We start from the raw sequence: 18,292 nt of genomic DNA, 5'->3' as shown, positions 1-18,292 counted from the left end.
CATTCGAGTGGCTTCCCGAAACGTGTTCGGTGCCACTAAAGCCTGTGCTTGCTACGCCAATGGATTAATGCCAAAACCGCATTAATCCGTTGGCTAGGCAATGCTCGGCTTCAACCCGTGGCCCCTCGCAGGCTTGAGACTGGAGGGGCTGGGTGACAATGCTCAGTAGCCAAATTATTCTTAGTCGGAAGTGGTCTGCTTCCGGCTTAGAATAAGGCTCAAATCGACGTCGGCTTACGTTCCAGTAATTGTCACCCAGCCCCGGAGGTCGGAATAGGACGATCATTGCTGACGAACAGCAATCCAAAAATAAGCATCTTTTAATAATTTTTGAAGCGAATAATAATTAGCAGAGTGGGTATATAGATTATAATTCTATTTATAATAAGGTAACAATTAGATATTGTTGAATTGAAATCTAAATTGGGCTAAATTAAATAGGGTAGTGAGGAGGATTGGATGATGGAGGAAATTGGATCAACTAGTAACTATTTACTTTCGTGGGAAGAGTTGCCCGCGGTGCCCGTTTATATGGAACAGTTGTTGCAACTTGTTAATGAAACAATTCAGCCGCTGGGGTTACCTGCCGTAACGAAGACGATGATTAATAGTTACGTGAAACAACATTTTTTCAGTCGGCCGGTTGGACATCGGTATACCCGGAATCAGATTGTGGCGGTACTAGTCGTTTCAATTTTGAAGACTGATTTTTCATTACCAGTAATTAGTAAAGCGATTTTGCAAATTCGTGATTCGCGTCAGATTGAGCTGCGGTACCAGCAATTTCGGCAAGCATTCGAGTCTACGCTTGCTGGACAACCGGTCGTCTTGTCGACGGTTGACCCGTTAGCACGGGCAATTCAATTAGCAGCTCAAACGGTGGCGGCACATTTATTAACGATCCGAGCGCTTAACGAATTGGTAGATTGAGTTGAGATAGGCACATAATTGAGAATAGCGTTTGATAATATCGCTATGGCTGCTTGTAGCGTATTCGAATTAAAGCGAATTAGGCTTAGCAGATATGATTAGGTATGAAAGAGAGAAAGAGAATATGACAACACGCAAAAAATGGACAATTGCGCTCATTGCATTCTTGACCGTGATCGTCATTGGGGTCGCGGGCGGTAGTTTTTATTTATATCACTTTGCATTTGAACCCACCCCGAAAGTTTTGAACCATAGTTCTAGTAAGAGTAAAAGTAAGTTGAAGCAGAACCAAGCGTGGCTGAAACGGGTCAACAAGCAGACCTGGCATGAGACGTCCGCAACGGATCATTTGAAGTTAGTTGCGGACTATGTACCAGCTGCGCACCGAACCACCAAAACGATTATTGTGGCGCATGGTTACATGGGTAACAAGGAGCAGATGGCGAGCTATATTCGATTGTGGCATCGCCAAGGATATAATGTGCTGGCGCCGGATGATCGTGGCAATGGTCAGAGTCAGGGGGATTACTATGGTTTTGGTTGGCCTGACCGGTTGGACTATCTAAAGTGGACGCGACAGGTGATTCGCCGCGTAGGCCAAAATAGTCAGATTGGACTCTTTGGCGTTTCAATGGGTGGTGCGACTGTCATGATGATGAGTGGCGAGAAACTCCCATCACAAGTTAAAGCGATTATTGAAGATTGTGGCTATACCAGTGTTGGTGATGAATTGGGGTATGAGTTGAATCAACTATATCACTTACCGAAGTTTCCACTGCTGTATACGGCAAGCTGGGTAGCTCAAGCGAAGGCTCACTTCAACTTTATGACGGCTAGTTCAGTAAACCAGCTCAAGAAGAATAAGTTGCCAATCTTCTTTATTCATGGTGCTAAGGATACTTTTGTCCCCACGAAGATGGTATATCAGAACTACCGCGCTACGACGGTCAAGTCAAAGCAATTATGGGTGGCTCCAGGAGCTGGTCACGCGGAATCATACACGCGTTATCCGCAACTATATCAACAAAAAGTAAGCCAGTTCATGGCAAAATATTTGAAGTAAGAGCTAACGGAATAGAATAACTAATAAAGGTCACCAAGCAACGATTGCTGATTGGTGACCTTTATTATGGTTAAAATATGCTAGTCGGATTCCTGTTTGTCAGCCGGTCCGCGTCCTGGTCCGATCTCCGGGACTAAGCTGATAGCTTTTGAACTTGATAAATAGCGCGGTTAATCAACCGAGTGTTTTGCAAATGGGTGCCGCATACTTGGTATAAAGATCAGTACGCCGATGAAGTTGAGCAGTAATGACAAGGCGGTGAAGATAAAGACACCGTTGTAATCGAACCAGCCGGAGACGGCGCCACCAAGTAAGGAGCCGAGCATGCTGCCAGCCGCTTGGAAAGATTGATTCCAACTGAAAATAGTGCCTGTTAACTCGCGGGGTGTATTTTTGGATAATAATGTTTGCACCGTTGGAAAGAGGGCCCCGTCAGAGATCCCAATCATGAAGCGCAAGAGCCCTAATGTCCACACACTGGAGACGAAGCCTTGTGGAAAGTACATCAGGATGGCAAAGACGAAACCAAAGACAAGGATACGGTCAGCCCCCCGGTGATCACCGAGCCGTCCGAGTCGCGGCGCCGATAATAGCGTCGAAATTCCGGGTAGAGCGGCAATGATTCCAGCAACGACGGTGATTGGGCCGACGTTATGCATCAGTTCTTTGACATATAGACTAATAATGGGCGTGATGGAATTATTCCCCATTTGAATAATCATCGTGGAGACGAGCAGTGTGATAATCAACGTTGGATTTTTAAATTGGCTGAGTAGACCGCCGTCACGTTTAGCAATCGGCGCGTCGCTGGGTTTAAAGCTTTCGTGGACGAGTGTCAGACTCAATACGAAGACGATCAGTAGCAAAATTCCGGTGATAATGAAAGTCAAACGAATAGAGAAAACTTGGGCGAGTACGCCACCGAGAATCGGGCCGATCAAGTTACCAGACACGTAGCCAGTTGTTAGGATACCGATTGCGGTCCCACTACTTTCCTTGGGAGTTTCGGTGGCGATTAGGGCGCTAGCATTGGGAATGTAGCCGGCACACAGGCCTTGTAAGAACCGAAGTAGAATGAGTATCCAAATGTTATGGACAAATCCCATCGCACCGATAACAAAGGCCATCCCAAGCGAAGAACGCAGCAGCATGATTTTGCGACCACGCCGGTCAGCGAGTTTACCCCATAATGGTGAGACAACAGCGACGACAAAAAAAGTCACTGCGTATGTAATACCACTATACATCGTGAGTTCGTTTTTGGAGAAATCCCCCATTTGACCAACGTATAATGATAAGAATGGCATGACTTCAGAAAATCCCATTCCGGCGATAAATGTTCCTAGCCAGAGAACAGCGAGATTCCGGCGCCAGCCTGTCAATGCGCCCTTCACAATCTGTCACTTCCTTAATTAACTTATTAAGATTATTTTAATGCGAATTTAAGTTTTGTGCAATTAACTAACTTAGTTAAATAGACTTGACCAAGCGTCACTAAAAAAACTACAATGGAAAACATTGTAGAAAGGGTGAACGATGTGCAGCAAGAGTCAAAGTATCAAATAGAAATGGTGGCGCCTAAGCACCGACACATGTCTAATTGGGACATGTTTGCAACTTGGATTGGCGCCAATGCCAATAATGGCACGTGGTACGTTGGTGGTGTATTGGCTGCGTGTGGTTTATTGACGGCGCTTAAAGTGATTGTAGCATCGTCCACGCTATCGTATTTATGTTTATCGTTAGTCGGCTTCATGGGGTATAAGACCGGGGCGGCGACGATGAGCTTGATTCGTGGTTCCTTTGGTGTGCGGGGCAGTTACGTTCCGTCCTTTGTGAACTTGACCCAGTATATTGGCTGGACAGCGGTAAACACGTTCATTGCAGCAACTTCTGTCAGCTATTTATTACACGATCTAGTTGGCTGGCCAGTCTATGGTAAACCCGGTGGGGCTAAAGGACTGATCCTCGGAATTATTGTCATGAGTGTGTTGCATTTATTGAGTGTTTCGGTCGGTCAACGGTCGGTTCAGATGATTGAACGTTTAGGTATTATTCTTGTCATCTTATTTGTTTTATGGGAGACGGTCGTCGTGTTCCAGACGGTCTCAGTGCATGATTTGTTAACGTGGCAGGCGCCGACACATTTACATATGACGGCGGGGGCTGGGATGGATACGCTAGCGGCGTTCAATTTGTCTTGGGTGACAGCGGGTGCTGATTTTACGCGGTTTACGCGCAAAAAGAGTGGCGCGACTGGCATGCCATTTTTAGGGGCCTTTACCGGCTTGTTCTGGTTCGCCTTTATCGGGCTTGCCGCGACGATCAGTATCGCGATTACTTCTGGAACTTATGATCCTAATAACTCTGACCCGAGTACCATTGCGAGTCGACTAGGCTTGGGGGTATTAGCACTACTGGTGATTGTCTTAACGAGTATGACGGCGAACGCGGTAAACTTATTGGCGGCTGGTTCGGCGCTGTCGAATATCTTCCCACGGATTCGGTTACGACCAGCACTGTGGGCCGTGACAATCATTGCCACGTTAGTCACACTGATTCCATTAATCATGGGGAGTTTTTTAGCTGCATTCACGGCGTTCCTAGATTATATTGGGATGGTGCTTGGACCGATGATCAGCGTGATGTTAGTCGATTACTATTGGCGGCATCGTCAGCACTATGATATCAACGAACTGGCGAGCTCTAAGGGGCAGTATTGGTATCATCATGGGGTGAACTGGATTGCGCTATTATGTTGGGTACTAGGTGTGGCCATCTTCTTGTTATTGAAGCACGTTGTTTGGATTGCGACGGTGACTGGTGCAACTTTCATTGACATGGCGCTTATCGGGGTCATTTACGTGGCTTTAATGCGAATTTTCTACCCGTTACCTGCCAAACGTGTCTAATTGGATTACAATAGATAAGTAAACGAAATTAGAACGAGGGGTGTCATGATGTTTAAATTAACTGAGATCGATGACGTATTAAATAATTTAGGTGACCACGCAGACTTTGCCACGATTGCCAAAAAAGAAGCCGATTTGGGCGTTCAACATTTTCAATATGATGTTGCTACTGGTGCCACAACTTACTTTGGTGAGAACGGTTATCTCGTGGAACGGCGGACGAATGGCTTAGCAGTCCGGGTCGCTCGTGAAGAAGATGCCGCGGCAGTTGAACAAATCGCGAAGCAATATATTGCTGGCCAGCTGGCTCTAGCAGACGCTGTCAAGCAGTTTGCCAAGGCTGGGTGTCAAGCTTGGACTGCTAACTTAAAACGCCACATCGTCGATTTTAGCGGCGATGAAGGTAAAATCATGGCAGCTGTAACATTCTAAATCAATAATAAAGTGCAAAAATGCAGACTAACCACTTTTAACCGGGTAGCCTGCATTTTTGCGTTCCATTAAGTTTAATAGCCAGCTTGATGATATTGCTTGCTTAACTGGCGTTCTAAGCTAAGTAAAGTCAGCGGACTTAGCCGACGTAACTGATCAGAGTGATAGCGCATGACTAATTGTTCGGGACTATTGATTGTAATACTAGTGACGCCGTTTAGGCCTTGAAAAGCGCTTTGAATGGCCTGCTGGAGCTCGGGATGTTGGGGCCAGACAGGGGAGGTCAGCATAACTAGACCATGTTCAGGATGTTGATACGTGATCTGATATTTGTTGAGATAACGTTGAAACATGTCTTCTGGGTTCATGAGCAATTCCTCCTCGGATTGGTTACTAGTAACGGTGAGCCGCAGTTTAGTTTATAACCCAAACCAGACGACCCAAACAAAAAAGCCAGCCAGGCACAATAGCGCAATACCAATGAGTGCCCAGATCGTACCGTTCAGCTTTTTGGTGTGGTGATAGTAGTAAATACTGAGTATGCCACACAGTATGGCAAGAATGATGCTGGTGCCAATAATTAAACCAATTGTCAATTCCATAAATTACTTTCGACTCCTCATATTATCATTTTAATTGTGCATTAAAATGCGATAAAGTGCAATTATTTATCAGGATTCTTAGTGTGGTAAGAACGCTAAGCATTGCATGGTGACTGAGTAGTCTTGGGTGGCTTGCTGATGAGAAGCCACCCAAGACTACTTCAATGATAATCGATCGTAAAATAAAAAAACTAGGCTGCTTATGATTAACAGCGCTAGTTTTGATTAATGACAGTTAGTTAGTCGTTTTTTTAGACAAACGGGTTGCAAGCAACAAACCGGCGAGCGCTAAAATAAACGTAAAGTAGAACCCGTAATGGGCACCGTTGACGAACGCGCTAGAAGCTTGATGACCCCCATTGGCGTAGTAAGAAGCTTGGCCAATGCCTAATAAGCTCGTTGCAATTGCGGTTGAAATGGCACCAACGACTTGCTGTAGTGTGTTCATGATTGTACTACCATCGGCGGCAATTGGTCCCGTTAAGGAATTTAAACCATGCGTCTGTGAAGGGGACATCGCTAATGGCGCCCCAATCATTAAGATAACGTGGGCCAAAATAACGTACCACGTTGCACTCTGCGTGGTTGTCAGTGCCAACATGAGGGCACCAACCATTGAAATCAAGAACCCCAGCATTGCTGGAGTGCGGGCGCCAATCGAGTCATATAAGCGACCCGAGACGGCCGATACAATTGCGTTCATCAAGCCACCGGGTAACATGATGACCCCAGTCAAGGCAACGGGAATCAACAGCCCCTTTTGAATGTACATTGGGAGTAAATACATGGCTGATAAGATAATCCCAAAGTTAATCATAACGAGGCAAGCGCCAACCCGAAAACCAGGGATAGCAAATGTCTTAAGGTTCAGAATTGGCGATTCCATGGTGAGTTGTCGATGGGCATACCAAGCCAGAATAACCAGTCCCAAAATTAAGGCACCTAGTACAGCGGGCGACCCCCAACCTTGATCACTAGCAAGACTAACGCCAACAACAAGGCTACCAAAGCCAACCATTGAAAGTAAAATGGATAAGAAGTCCACTTTCGGCCGGGTTACTTTCGCAATGTTTTTAAGTGAAGTGACGGCAAAGATAAAGGCAATAATCAAGAATGGGATAAAGAGCCAAAAAATCCACCGCCATGAAGCTAGTCCTAAGATGGCTCCAGCAATCGTTGGACCCACGGCCGGTGCGAACATGATGACTAAACCGACCATCCCCATAGCTGCCCCTAATTTGTAGGGTGGAAAAATCTGCATAGCCACGGTAAACATGAGTGGTAAGATCAGGCCAGTTGCGATACCTTGAATCATTCGACCGAATAATAACACGCCAAAGCCAGGCGCTGAAGCCGAAATAATCGCACCAACGGCGAAGTCAATCAGGGCAAATAAAATCACTTGGCGGGTCGTAAACCATTTGGTAATTAAGCTTGAAAGTGGAAGGACAATCCCAATCATAAGCATGTAACCGGTTACTAGCCATTGCACAGTTGCCGTTGACACGTGTGGCTGAGCCATCAATTGGGGGAGGGCAATGTTCAGTGATGTTTCACTAAACATCCCAACAAAACCACCAATTAACATCCCCATCATGGCTAGCATGGGATGGGCAACGGGAACGCGGGCCCGTTGTTTAGCTTGCGGGCTACTTTGTACTGAATCCATTATATTGTTCACACTCACTTTCCTGAATACAATGGGTTAGCATACCAGAAAATTATTTTTTTCGTAAGTGTTTTTTCTGAAAAAAGAGGATTGATTTACGGTAGTTTGAAAACCATCACTCAACTAGTACGTCTGTGACTGCAATTGTCGGCAGTTTCATTGAGCGAGAAAGGTAGCACGTAATGGTTGTTAAAATAGTGTTTTTGTATGTAAATAGGCCACCTCAGTGTCAAACTAAGGTGGCCTATTATAGGTGGTTGCTAAGCAAAATCAGGTCTGCAGGCGGATCAGTTATGTTCAACAATCGTTATGTTTTCATCCAAGCACGATGGTTACACTTTAGCTTCGAATTGGTGTCCACATTGGGGGCAAGTTATCCGAACGCGACCATGATGACGCGGAATCCGAATCCGTTGGTGACACTGTGAACAGCGGAAAAAGCGGTATTGCCAATGCTGCTTGACCTGGTATTTTAAACGGCTGAATGGGCGAATAATCGGTGACCAAAAGCGCTGAAAGCCGCGATTGATCGCAACTTGCTGATAAATCTTTTTAGAGAACAAACGCCAGTAACTAATACCGATGAGCATCACGGCAATTAAGAGTAGCCACCCGGTGCGAATGAAAAAACTGATGACGATCAATAGTAAAGCGAGATTGTTTAAAAAGCGGTTTAACGTATCGTTTTGACCGTACCGCCCACGCATCCATGATCGTAGTCGCTGTAATAGTTTTGAGTTTGGTTTCAAATGCTGAACCCCCGTCACTAAAATAATTAATATTTAGTAGCATAACATAGTTTTTCAACAGATAAATAATACCTGTTTGTGACACTAACGGTGTATACTTAAGCATATTACAGTAAATAGAGGGAAAAACATGTCAACACAATCACAAATCACGCAAACGCAGGTTCTCGATGCTATCAGCCGTGCGGCACTGATGTTGGAGCGCCAAGACGCAGCGCAAAGCGGGTTACAACTGTTGCTCAATGAATTTCGGCGGAGTTTATTGCAGACGAGCGGACAGGCCGCCACGACGGTATTGTATCACGGCAAAATCAAGAGTTACCTATTACAACATCCGAGCAATTATCCAGATAGCGTCGCGGCGTTATCATCATTATTAGATCATTTTGTTGCGGCTCAGTAATTAGGGCCGTTTTTTTGCGCCAATCAAGTTATTAACCTAACTAGTGATGATTTGGGTAGTGGTTAATGGCAGTCAATGTTGTTATTAGAAAGAAAATTGCGCTATGCTAGATGGTGAACCATGCGAGAGTGATAGTTGCTTTTTTACGTTTACGGTTGTAAACTACAGTTAATTTAATTCGAAGGGTGGTCAAACCATTGGAAGCACAAACTAAAATTGAAATCAGTGATGCCGAATGGGAAGTCATGCGGGTTGCTTGGACGTTGGGCAATGTCACGAGTAGTCAGGTCGCTGAAATCATGGCGGATAAGATGGGATGGAAGACAGCAACGGTCAAGACACTGCTTGGACGGCTCGTCAAAAAAGGTGCATTACGTGCTGAAAAGAATGGTCGAGCGTTCAATTATTATCCAATGGTTGAGGAACAGCCATCGATGGATGAAGCCGTGGACACCCTCTTCGGTCATTTATGTCAGATGCGCGTTGGTCAAACGCTGGTGGACCTTGTTAACCAAACGGAATTGAGTCAAACGGATATCGCCGCCTTACAGGCAGTATTGGCTGAAAAAGCCAAGGATGCGCCAGAAATGGTGGACTGCGATTGTGTGCCGGGGACGCGGTGTTAATGTGGTTATAAACGAATATTGAAGTAACACTGAGTGTCATGTTTGGATTTTCTTAATCTGAACATGACATTTTTTGAGGAGAATGATTTTAAAGATACTTGGCTAACTGATCATGGGGCATTCGTGCAGGCCTTAATCGGAACCATCAGTTATAGTGCGTCTAATGGAAGGGACTTACTTTCAAGATAGGATACTCAGGAAACAGATGAATGGCGACAAAAAGTCAAGAAAGTGTTTTTCTTGACTTTTATCGTCTACAATCGTAAACTTTAGCCATAAATTACAGATGTAGACAATCCGACTAGGGGAGGTCGCTATTATGAAAGACATGGATATGCAACACATGGCGCACCATGATTCAAATGACATGGGCGATATGGATATGGGTAACGGTGAGATGATGCACATGGGCAATCTCAAGTTGAAGTTTTGGGTAGCGTTAGTTCTGACGATTCCGATTATCATTATGAGTCCGATGATGGGGGTCAATTTACCATTTCAAATCGTTTTTCGGCCATGGTCCGATTATATCGTCGCAATTTTAGGCACAATCCTGTTTCTATACGGTGGGCAACCGTTTTTCAGCGGTGCCAAGGCGGAGGTCAAAAATCATAAGCCTGCCATGATGACGTTGATTACAATGGGTATCAGTGTGGCGTACGTTTACAGTATCTATGCTGTGGTTGCCAATGACTTGTTAAATGCAAAACCAATGGTGACCGATTTCTTCTGGGAACTAGCGACTTTGATCGTCATCATGTTGTTAGGCCACTGGATCGAGATGAATACGGTCATGAATGCGGGATCGGCGGTAGATAAACTAGCAAAACTGTTACCAAGTACGGCACATAAGTTAGTTGATGGGCAGGTCCATGACGTGGCAATTGCTGATCTAGCTAATGGTGATCAAGTTCAGGTCCGGGCTGGTGAACAAATTCCAGCTGACGGCACAGTGTTAAATGGTGCGACTAGTGTGAATGAAGCGATGGTTACTGGTGAAGCTAAGTTAGTTGAAAAACGCGCTAAGGATCAAGTTGTGGGTGGTTCAGTCAATGGTGATGGGACGTTTGAGATGAAAGTCACCGGGACTGGTGAATCCGGATACTTAGCCCAAGTCATGAAGTTAGTCAGTGACGCACAGGCGGCCAAATCGTCGCAAGAAAATATGGCGGATAAAGTGGCCGGACTCTTGTTCTACGCTGCCTTGACCGTTGCAATCGTTGCCTTTATCGTCTGGTTACTCGTGGGCAATCTGGCGTTAGCACTATCAATTGCGGTGACAGTGCTCGTGATTGCTTGTCCTCACGCTTTAGGATTGGCAATTCCATTGGTAGTGGCACGGAGTACGGCGATTGCGGCCAGCCACGGGTTACTGATTCGTAATCGGGATGCGATGGAACAAGTCAAAAAGTTGAACTACGCGTTGATGGATAAGACCGGGACATTGACAGCTGGTAACTTTAAGGTCGCTGATTATCAAAGTAGCGCCGACCGGCTAACTGCGGACGCAGTCTTGGCGATGATGGCCGGTTTGGAAAATGGCTCTAGTCATCCCTTAGCTGTCGGAATTCTTGCTGCCGCTAAGGAACATCAGTTAACCCCTAAGGTTAGTCAGGATGTTCATCAGATTACTGGTGTCGGGTTAAGCGGCACGATTGATGGGCAGACGTATCAGATCGTTTCGGCAGCTTACTTGGATAAACAAAATTTAGCCTATGACCAGCAAACGTTCAATCGACTGGCAAGTGCCGGTAACTCAGTCAGTTTTTTGATTCAGGAGCAGACAGTCTTAGGTTTTGTCGCTCAGGGTGACCAGATCAAGCCGGAAGCCAAGAACTTGATCGATAGTTTGAAGGCCCAAAACATTACCCCAGTAATGCTAACCGGTGATAATCCGCAGAGCGCCCAAGTCGTTGCTAAGCAGCTCGGAATTACAGAAGTGCATGCGGGTTTATTGCCTGAAGATAAGGCTAAGCTCGTTCAACAGTATCAGGCTGATGGTAGCCACGTTATGATGATTGGCGATGGTGTTAACGATGCCCCTAGTCTGGCCCGGGCAGATATTGGCGTTGCCATTGGGTCTGGGACTGACGTTGCTATTGATTCTGCTGATATCGTTCTCGTTAAGAGTAATCCAAATGATGTGGTCGATTTCTTGGCTCTGGCCCGGCGAACGACCCGGAAGATGGCGCAAAATTTATGGTGGGGTGCTGGATACAATGTCATCACAATCCCCTTGGCTGCTGGTATTCTCGCACCACTCGGCTTTATTTTGAACCCGATGTTTGGTGCGGTAGTGATGTCATTAAGCACGGTAATCGTGGCAATTAATGCGATGACGTTACGATTAAAAGACTAAGATAAACTGATTGGCGTAAATTAATTTGTGCAAATGTGTGTTTATAATGGGTTTAGATGCTAGAATAATAGTATTTAAATCAAGGATGTGAAACCCATGTGTACTAGTTTAACGATTCAAACCACGGCGGGTGATCAGTTTTTAGCACGCACCATGGACTTTGCTTTTGAACTTGGTGGTCGACCAGTGGCAATCCCACGGAATCACCATTTTGACAGTGTTACCAATGCGGACGGTTTTGATAGCCCGTATAGCTTTGTTGGAACGGGCCGTGACTTAAATGGCTATATCTTTGTCGATGGTGTCAATGAGCACGGGGTCAGTGCTGCTGCACTCTATTTCTCGGGACAAGCTCACTTTACTCAGCAGACTAAGGCTGGCAAGGTTAACTTGGCACCCCACGAAGTTTTAATGTGGATTTTAGGAAACGTGAAGAGCACCGCTGAATTAGGCGAACGGATTGCTGACTTGAACGTGATGGAAGCCGCCGCACCACTATTGAATATTGTGGTACCACTACACTGGATCATTAGTGACAAGAGTGGTTCTACTTACGTCTTAGAATTGGAAAATGACGGTGTTCACTACATGAAGAATCCGGTGGGCGTCATGACGAACACACCAGATTTTGAATGGCATCTCAAGAATTTGAGTAATTACGTCAACTTACAACCCGGCCCTCATCCTAGTCGTCAATACGGTGACATGACGGTGAATCCTTTCGGTCCTGGAACTGGGGCGTTGGGAATGCCTGGTGACTATACGTCAGTTGCACGCTTCGTTCGGACGGTCTTCATGCGTGAACATACGGATGCAGTAACGACTGATGCAGAAGCTGTCAACGCATTATCACACATGCTGAACTCAGTGGAGATTCCTAAGGGCGTTAAGATGCAAGATAACGGGACGCCAGATTATACCCAGTACCGCGCCTATATGAGCATGAATGAACCAGCATTTTACATGCAACCATACGCGGATCAGACGATTACGCGGGTCGAATTGACACCAGCTTTAATGACGGCCGCGCAACCGACTGAATTTGAATTAAAGACAACCCAACAGTTCCGGTTAGCAAACTAAGTTGGAATATATTAGGGTCAAAATATGAAAGCAGCACCGTTAGCATAAAATGCTAACGGTGCTGCTTTTTTTGATTCTAGGCAGAATAGCACTTTCAATGACCTATAATAATTATTCAAATTAACTTTAATAATTAAATGGTGGTACACTATATTATAGTTTAGGGATACATAACTTATACTCGATAATGATTACAAATAAGCCTTGCATTTTCTTTCTGAAAGATATAATATTTACTAGGTAATAATGATTATAAAGTATTTACGGAGGCGGCAAACATGAAAAAAAGGATGTCTTTGGCACAGCGGGTTAATATTTTGCGAGCAAGTGTCATGGGAGCGAATGATGGAATTCTATCAGTTGCCGGCATTGTTGTTGGCGTTGCGGGGGCAACCACCAATAGTTTTTCGATTTTAATATCTGGACTAGCCGGGATGTTGGCTGGGACGATTTCAATGGCCATGGGTGAATACGTCTCCGTGAATACGCAAAAAGATTCACAAAAAATGGCGATTACTAAGCAGAAGGCAGCACTTGCCGATGATTATGAAGCAGAAGCGTCGCTAGTCGTACAAAAATATGTCAATCAAGGAATCAGTAAACCGTTGGCGCAACAAGCAACCCGGGAAATGATGGCGGAAGATGCGCTGACTACGACGGTGCGTGAGCGCTATGGTTTCAATCCGAACCAGTTCATCAGTCCGTATGCGGCTGGTATTGCGTCGATGATTGCTTTTCCCACTGGCTCAATTTTGCCATTAGTTTCGATCACCTTTTTCCCACCACGGGTGAAGGTGTTAGCAACGGTGTTGGCTGTCGGAATTGCATTAATGATTACGGGATACGTAGCGGCGATGCTGGGTAATGCTAATCGTCGGCGTGGAATGGTTCGTAACGTCGTTGCCGGGTTATTGACGATGATCGTAACGTACTTTATTGGTCACTTATTTGCTTAATTAAAGGGTCAAGGGGAGCGAGCTTATGCAACTGACAAGGACAAAGTCTGAGAAGACCAAACAAACGATGGATGAGAAGTTAAACTCATTACGAGCAGGTGTCTTAGGTTCTAATGATGGTATTTTAACCGTTGTGGGGGTGCTGTTTAGTGTGGCGGCCGCCACGACTAATCAGTTCACGATTTTTATTGCTGGATTATCTGATTTATTAGCCTGTGCTTTTTCGATGGCGTCAGGAGAATATGCTTCGGTCAGCACGCAGAAGGATACTGAAAAAGCCGTGGTTGAAAAGGAGCGGCAATTGCTGAAGACGGATTTTGAGGGTGAATTGCATGCTGTTCAACGCCACTATATGACTCTTGGCGTAACGGAAGAGACGGCGATGGCGATTGCACGCGATTTATTAACTAAAAAACCATTGGCAACCGTTGTCAGCATCAAATATGATATGCAACTAGGACACTATATGAATCCTTGGGATGCAGCGTTTGCATCGCTATTCTCAGCGTCAGCAGGAGGCGTCTTCCCGTTGCTCGCGATGACGTTTGCACCGGCTCATTGGCAGTGGCCGGCAACAATTATCGCGGTGTCCGTTGCCGTGGCCTTAACAGGATATTTATCGGCCGTATTAGGTAAGGGCAATGTGAAGACGGCGGTGATTCGCAACGTGCTCGTTGGGATCGTGACGATGTTCATTCACTACTACGTTGGGACGCTCTTTTAAGCACTTCTGTCCTGGTCAGTTCGGACTAGGGATTGTCAACAGTGAAACAATAGCTGACCAAACGGCACTTGAAGTACGGTGTGCTGGAAACGGCATCAGTATGGGCGCAAATTGTTAGGATCGGTACGAACTTAAATAGCACTGGGGCGGGCAATTACTGTAGTTACCCGCCCCAGTGCTATTTAGTTGAGGGCGGTTTCCGTGTAATTGCGCACAATTAGTAATAAAAGTTCGGATTTATCGTTGCTTATAGATGATAGAACTTGATTATGATAAAGATTACTGAATCTTCCTAAAAAACAACGCTCGATTTTCAGTGAGTTTTAATTAAGTCTCGGTATAATATTGCCATTAATTAAATTGAGGTAGAGCGAAATTGAAAAATATGACAACTAACCGTTATATGAAGGGCATCATGTGGGCGATGTTGGCCTCGACCCTGTGGGGAGTCTCAGGTACAGTGATGCAGTTCGTATCACAAAACCAAGCCATCCCGGCTGATTGGTTCTTATCTGTAAGGACGTTATCTGCTGGAATCATTCTGTTAGCGATTGGATTTGTGCAACAGGGTACCAAAATCTTCAAAGTCTTTAGATCTTGGGCGTCGGTTGGACAATTAGTGGCATACGCGACAGTGGGATTGATGGCGAATATGTATACTTTTTACATCAGTATTGAGCGCGGAACAGCCGCTGCCGCCACTATTTTACAATACTTAAGTCCTTTGTTTATTGTACTAGGAACGTTGCTGTTTAAACGGGAACTGCCTTTACGGACTGATTTAATTGCGTTTGCGGTCTCCTTGTTGGGGGTGTTTTTAGCAATCACTAAGGGTAATATTCATGAGTTGGCGATTCCGATGGATGCACTCGTCTGGGGAATCCTTTCGGGGGTAACAGCGGCCTTGTACGTAGTCTTGCCGCGAAAGATTGTAGCCGAAAATTCACCGGTCGTGATTCTTGGTTGGGGGACATTGATTGCGGGAATCCTATTTAATTTATATCACCCAATTTGGATCGGTGCACCAAAAATTACACCAACGCTAGTGACTTCAATTGGCGCCATCGTTTTAATCGGGACGATTTTTGCTTTCTTATCGTTGCTACATAGTCTACAGTACGCGCCGTCTGCGGTGGTCAGTATTGTTGATGCCGTCCAACCAGTAGTGACTTTTGTACTAAGTATTATTTTCTTAGGCTTACAAGTGACATGGGTCGAAATCCTCGGCTCGTTATTGGTGATTGTCGCGATTTATATCTTGCAGCAGTATCGGAGTGATCCGGCTAGTGATTAGTTGTAATGATAGTTATCATTTTTGTTTAGTTAGGGCCCTTGAATAAGGGCTCAGCAGGACTTGACCATTTGTGAAATGACCAAAAATAAAAGCTGCGTGTCAGAATTTTAACATTCTGATGCGCAGCTTTAATCATAATTTGAGTAGATTAAAGTTATCTTGGGGGACGATGGTTGGTAAGTTGTGCTACGCCAACACCAGTTTCCGGGCGGGGGCGTGCATTTTAATAACTTCGGCACCTAGGTCAATATAAGGCTGACCTTCCGCAATCAATCCGAACTTCTCGTAAAACTTCTGGGCGTGCGTTTGGGCATCGATTTCAATGGTGGCGGCGCTGTAATGCACTTTAAGAATTGCCATGACGTGATTCATGAGTTGCTTGCCAAGGCCCGTCCCACGATAGCAACTGTCAGTCGTTATCCGGCCGAACGAAACGACCCCAGCATGTTCGTAAATTCGTGCATAAGCGACGAGTTGCCCCTGATCGTAGGCGAAGACGTGACGCGCGTCCAAGTCAGTATCATCAGGGTCTTGGTAAGACCGATCTTGTTCTTTAATAAAGGTCTTGGCACGAAGTTGATAAATATCGTGCAGTTGGGTGGTGGTTAGACCATTAAATTGCTTAACGTACCATTTCAAATTCAAGTGAAAGCCTCCTTGAAAACTGAAGAATATCGCCAGTTATTTTCAAATTGAGTCTATAATTTAACACTTGTATTTTTGACCGTCAATTGCAAAGACCCGCGATTTATCAATGGTTACAGGTATTGCTTTTGATGAAAAAAACATGAGAACGGATTGCTGGTTATACCAGTGAATTGATAGCTTGATTATCAGTCATCGTTAGTTAACTGTCTAGATATTATCATTTTTCTCATAATTTGATGGATAATAAAAGAACCACCACGCATTGCCTATTGTGGTGATTCTGGTTGATCTTTAAATTGTTTTTTTGACGGCCTGGTAATTAATTAATACCAAGCAGGTTTGTCACCATCGGTATTAGGTTTGTTAACGCCTAAAGACGTGCGAATGTTACTTGTGGGATCTTGGGTTAATTTAACGACGAGTGCCGCAATGCTCTTACGAGAAACTTCAGTTCCCTTAAACGGATCGTGTCGCTGGGTTATTTCGTAGTCGATTTCGTCCTTATTAGTCAACCACGCAGGGCGAATGATTGTGTAGTCGAGATCGGAATTTTCTAGGACTTCAGCCGCGGCGTAGTAGCGCGTCAGGTAACTACCCAACGTTGCGTTGTTCCATTGACCGAACTTGCCGGGAACTTCGTCATAGATCCCTAAAGTTGAGATCCAAATGAGCCGTTTGAGGCCGCTGGTATGCATGGCTTTTAACACTGTTTCAGCCTGCTGCTTGATGTTTTGACCAGCCAAATTAGCATAAACGACATCTTGTCCCGTCATCGCCTGGGTTAATTTGGCTTCATCAGTCGTGTCACCATCGATAATCGTCACCCGGTCAGATTGTTGGTCTGCGACCCGGCTACTATTACGTAAGTAAAGTGTCAAATTATCAGTTGTGTTGGCTAAAAATTGCTGTTCGGCTAAACGAGCAATTTGGCCCGCAGCCCCTAAGATCAATACATTTGTCATATAATCCCCTCCTGAACATCTTAACTGTAAACTTAATTATTACAGAATTCAAGTAAGCAGTTTCAAAAAAGTTAAGCAAATTTGTGCCACTTTTTGAATTTAGACTTATAATGAACATGTAGCGAAGTTGTACTTCGCTGTCCAAGATAAAAGAGGCGATAATCATGGCACAAAAGCTTAGCAAGGAACAAAAAAAGGCTATGATTCAAAAAGCCGAAGAAGAACGTGCAAAGCATCCAAAGAAGAAGAGTGGCGTTTCCGGTTTCGAAACGATCGATGAAGATGCTAAAAAGTTATCTAATAACTAATAATTAGCGTGATTCTTCAGTTAGGGCGAGACATTGGTCGCGCCCTTTTATTTTGTCCAAAATGAGTGCACGGGATCGCCTGGTGATGATTGACTGGTTCGAGCAAAATTGCAGTTGGCACGGAGACTGATGGTCGGTTGTTAGCAATGCTATGACAGCCATCCATTTGAATAGCTGTCACATCAGTCTTGCAGTATAATAGCGGTAATTAATGATGGGGGTGACGCAAATGGATCAATTTACAGCGTTTATGGCGCAGCTTGATAAGACGTTGGCACAAGAGCAATTATCGTCTACTGATCTGGTGTACGTGCCAGTAACCTTTAGCTTCCATAATCAGCGCTTACAGGTTGCCATTAATATGCTCCAAACTTCATTTAATCAGGGTAATAATGTATTTGGGGTGCCTGATATTCTGGATCGAATCAGAATGTTGGTCGGTTTGGAATTAGCTGATCGCCCGCAGTCTCGCTGGCCTACGAAGATGACGACCCAGCAACTAACAATCACGCCACATAAAATGGTCAGGGTGATCCCAGTTGATATGCGGGCATATCAAGTGGAGTGATTTA

General features: G+C 45.0%; 20 protein-coding genes. 13 read left to right on the top strand and 7 right to left on the bottom strand.

Annotated features, from left to right (window positions below; all coding sequences use genetic code 11):
- Positions 1 to 459 precede the first annotated feature (459 nt).
- Complete coding sequence (locus tag ACWQAU_RS13370; protein ID WP_027821653.1) at positions 460 to 930, top strand: DUF1836 domain-containing protein; 471 nt, start codon at positions 460 to 462, stop codon at positions 928 to 930.
- Positions 931 to 1,054: 124 nt separating this feature from the next.
- A complete protein-coding gene (locus ACWQAU_RS13365; RefSeq protein ID WP_003643518.1) occupies positions 1,055 to 1,993 on the top strand; it encodes an alpha/beta hydrolase in 939 nt (312 codons plus the stop codon).
- 170 nt (positions 1,994 to 2,163) lie between these two features.
- On the opposite strand, the gene ACWQAU_RS13360 is transcribed toward ACWQAU_RS13365, so the two are convergent.
- Positions 2,164 to 3,387: an MFS transporter gene (locus tag ACWQAU_RS13360; protein ID WP_003642980.1), complete on the bottom strand. Its 1,224-nt coding sequence runs from the start codon at positions 3,385 to 3,387 to the stop codon at positions 2,164 to 2,166.
- Positions 3,388 to 3,531: 144 nt separating this feature from the next.
- Between ACWQAU_RS13360 and ACWQAU_RS13355 the strand changes: the two genes are divergently transcribed.
- Positions 3,532 to 4,905 carry a cytosine permease gene (locus ACWQAU_RS13355; RefSeq protein ID WP_024002263.1) on the top strand — a complete coding sequence of 458 codons (1,374 nt, stop codon included), beginning with the start codon at positions 3,532 to 3,534 and terminating at the stop codon, positions 4,903 to 4,905.
- Positions 4,906 to 4,953: 48 nt separating this feature from the next.
- Positions 4,954 to 5,337 carry a DUF1398 family protein gene (locus tag ACWQAU_RS13350; protein ID WP_003643516.1) on the top strand — a complete coding sequence of 128 codons (384 nt, stop codon included), beginning with the start codon at positions 4,954 to 4,956 and terminating at the stop codon, positions 5,335 to 5,337.
- A gap of 74 nt (positions 5,338 to 5,411) precedes the next feature.
- On the opposite strand, the gene ACWQAU_RS13345 is transcribed toward ACWQAU_RS13350, so the two are convergent.
- The 4 genes from ACWQAU_RS13345 to ACWQAU_RS13330 all read right to left on the bottom strand — a co-directional run bounded on the left by ACWQAU_RS13345 (position 5,412) and on the right by ACWQAU_RS13330 (position 8,357).
- The gene (locus ACWQAU_RS13345; RefSeq protein ID WP_003642977.1) at positions 5,412 to 5,705 is read right to left on the bottom strand and encodes a hypothetical protein; all 294 of its coding nucleotides are present in this window, start codon (positions 5,703 to 5,705) and stop codon (positions 5,412 to 5,414) included.
- Between the two features lie 51 nt (positions 5,706 to 5,756).
- Complete coding sequence (locus ACWQAU_RS13340; RefSeq protein WP_003642976.1) at positions 5,757 to 5,939, bottom strand: hypothetical protein; 183 nt, start codon at positions 5,937 to 5,939, stop codon at positions 5,757 to 5,759.
- A gap of 235 nt (positions 5,940 to 6,174) precedes the next feature.
- The gene (locus ACWQAU_RS13335) at positions 6,175 to 7,608 is read right to left on the bottom strand and encodes a DHA2 family efflux MFS transporter permease subunit (RefSeq protein WP_027821654.1); all 1,434 of its coding nucleotides are present in this window, start codon (positions 7,606 to 7,608) and stop codon (positions 6,175 to 6,177) included.
- 332 nt (positions 7,609 to 7,940) lie between these two features.
- Positions 7,941 to 8,357 (bottom strand): hypothetical protein, encoded by a 417-nt coding sequence (locus ACWQAU_RS13330; protein ID WP_003645549.1) that lies wholly within the window; start codon positions 8,355 to 8,357, stop codon positions 7,941 to 7,943.
- Positions 8,358 to 8,487: 130 nt separating this feature from the next.
- Between ACWQAU_RS13330 and ACWQAU_RS13325 the strand changes: the two genes are divergently transcribed.
- From ACWQAU_RS13325 to ACWQAU_RS13295, 7 genes are all read left to right on the top strand, one after another.
- Entirely contained in the window at positions 8,488 to 8,760 is a 273-nt protein-coding gene (locus ACWQAU_RS13325; protein WP_003642973.1) for a hypothetical protein, read from the top strand.
- Between the two features lie 197 nt (positions 8,761 to 8,957).
- The gene (locus ACWQAU_RS13320; protein WP_003643512.1) at positions 8,958 to 9,386 is read left to right on the top strand and encodes a CopY/TcrY family copper transport repressor; all 429 of its coding nucleotides are present in this window, start codon (positions 8,958 to 8,960) and stop codon (positions 9,384 to 9,386) included.
- Between the two features lie 319 nt (positions 9,387 to 9,705).
- On the top strand, positions 9,706 to 11,745 hold the full coding sequence (locus tag ACWQAU_RS13315; protein WP_003642971.1) for a heavy metal translocating P-type ATPase: 2,040 nt from the start codon (positions 9,706 to 9,708) through the stop codon (positions 11,743 to 11,745).
- 96 nt (positions 11,746 to 11,841) lie between these two features.
- A complete protein-coding gene (locus ACWQAU_RS13310; protein WP_003643511.1) occupies positions 11,842 to 12,828 on the top strand; it encodes a choloylglycine hydrolase family protein in 987 nt (328 codons plus the stop codon).
- Between the two features lie 278 nt (positions 12,829 to 13,106).
- A complete protein-coding gene (locus ACWQAU_RS13305; protein ID WP_003642969.1) occupies positions 13,107 to 13,784 on the top strand; it encodes a VIT1/CCC1 transporter family protein in 678 nt (225 codons plus the stop codon).
- 25 nt (positions 13,785 to 13,809) lie between these two features.
- Positions 13,810 to 14,508 (top strand): VIT1/CCC1 transporter family protein, encoded by a 699-nt coding sequence (locus ACWQAU_RS13300; RefSeq protein ID WP_003642968.1) that lies wholly within the window; start codon positions 13,810 to 13,812, stop codon positions 14,506 to 14,508.
- Between the two features lie 385 nt (positions 14,509 to 14,893).
- Positions 14,894 to 15,802 carry a DMT family transporter gene (locus tag ACWQAU_RS13295; RefSeq protein ID WP_011102124.1) on the top strand — a complete coding sequence of 303 codons (909 nt, stop codon included), beginning with the start codon at positions 14,894 to 14,896 and terminating at the stop codon, positions 15,800 to 15,802.
- A gap of 186 nt (positions 15,803 to 15,988) precedes the next feature.
- On the opposite strand, the gene ACWQAU_RS13290 is transcribed toward ACWQAU_RS13295, so the two are convergent.
- A complete protein-coding gene (locus ACWQAU_RS13290; protein WP_003642966.1) occupies positions 15,989 to 16,447 on the bottom strand; it encodes a GNAT family N-acetyltransferase in 459 nt (152 codons plus the stop codon).
- 326 nt (positions 16,448 to 16,773) lie between these two features.
- Complete coding sequence (locus ACWQAU_RS13285; protein ID WP_003642965.1) at positions 16,774 to 17,412, bottom strand: SDR family oxidoreductase; 639 nt, start codon at positions 17,410 to 17,412, stop codon at positions 16,774 to 16,776.
- A gap of 164 nt (positions 17,413 to 17,576) precedes the next feature.
- On the opposite strand from ACWQAU_RS13285, the gene ACWQAU_RS13280 reads away from it, so the two are divergent.
- Both ACWQAU_RS13280 and ACWQAU_RS13275 read left to right on the top strand, forming a co-directional pair.
- Entirely contained in the window at positions 17,577 to 17,720 is a 144-nt protein-coding gene (locus tag ACWQAU_RS13280; RefSeq protein WP_003642964.1) for a hypothetical protein, read from the top strand.
- Positions 17,721 to 17,931: 211 nt separating this feature from the next.
- A complete protein-coding gene (locus ACWQAU_RS13275; RefSeq protein WP_003642963.1) occupies positions 17,932 to 18,288 on the top strand; it encodes a hypothetical protein in 357 nt (118 codons plus the stop codon).
- Positions 18,289 to 18,292: the final 4 nt, after the last annotated feature.

It is taken from the genome of Lactiplantibacillus sp. 3062 (assembly GCF_055413545.1).
This window is presented reverse-complemented; position numbering and strand designations above follow the sequence as displayed.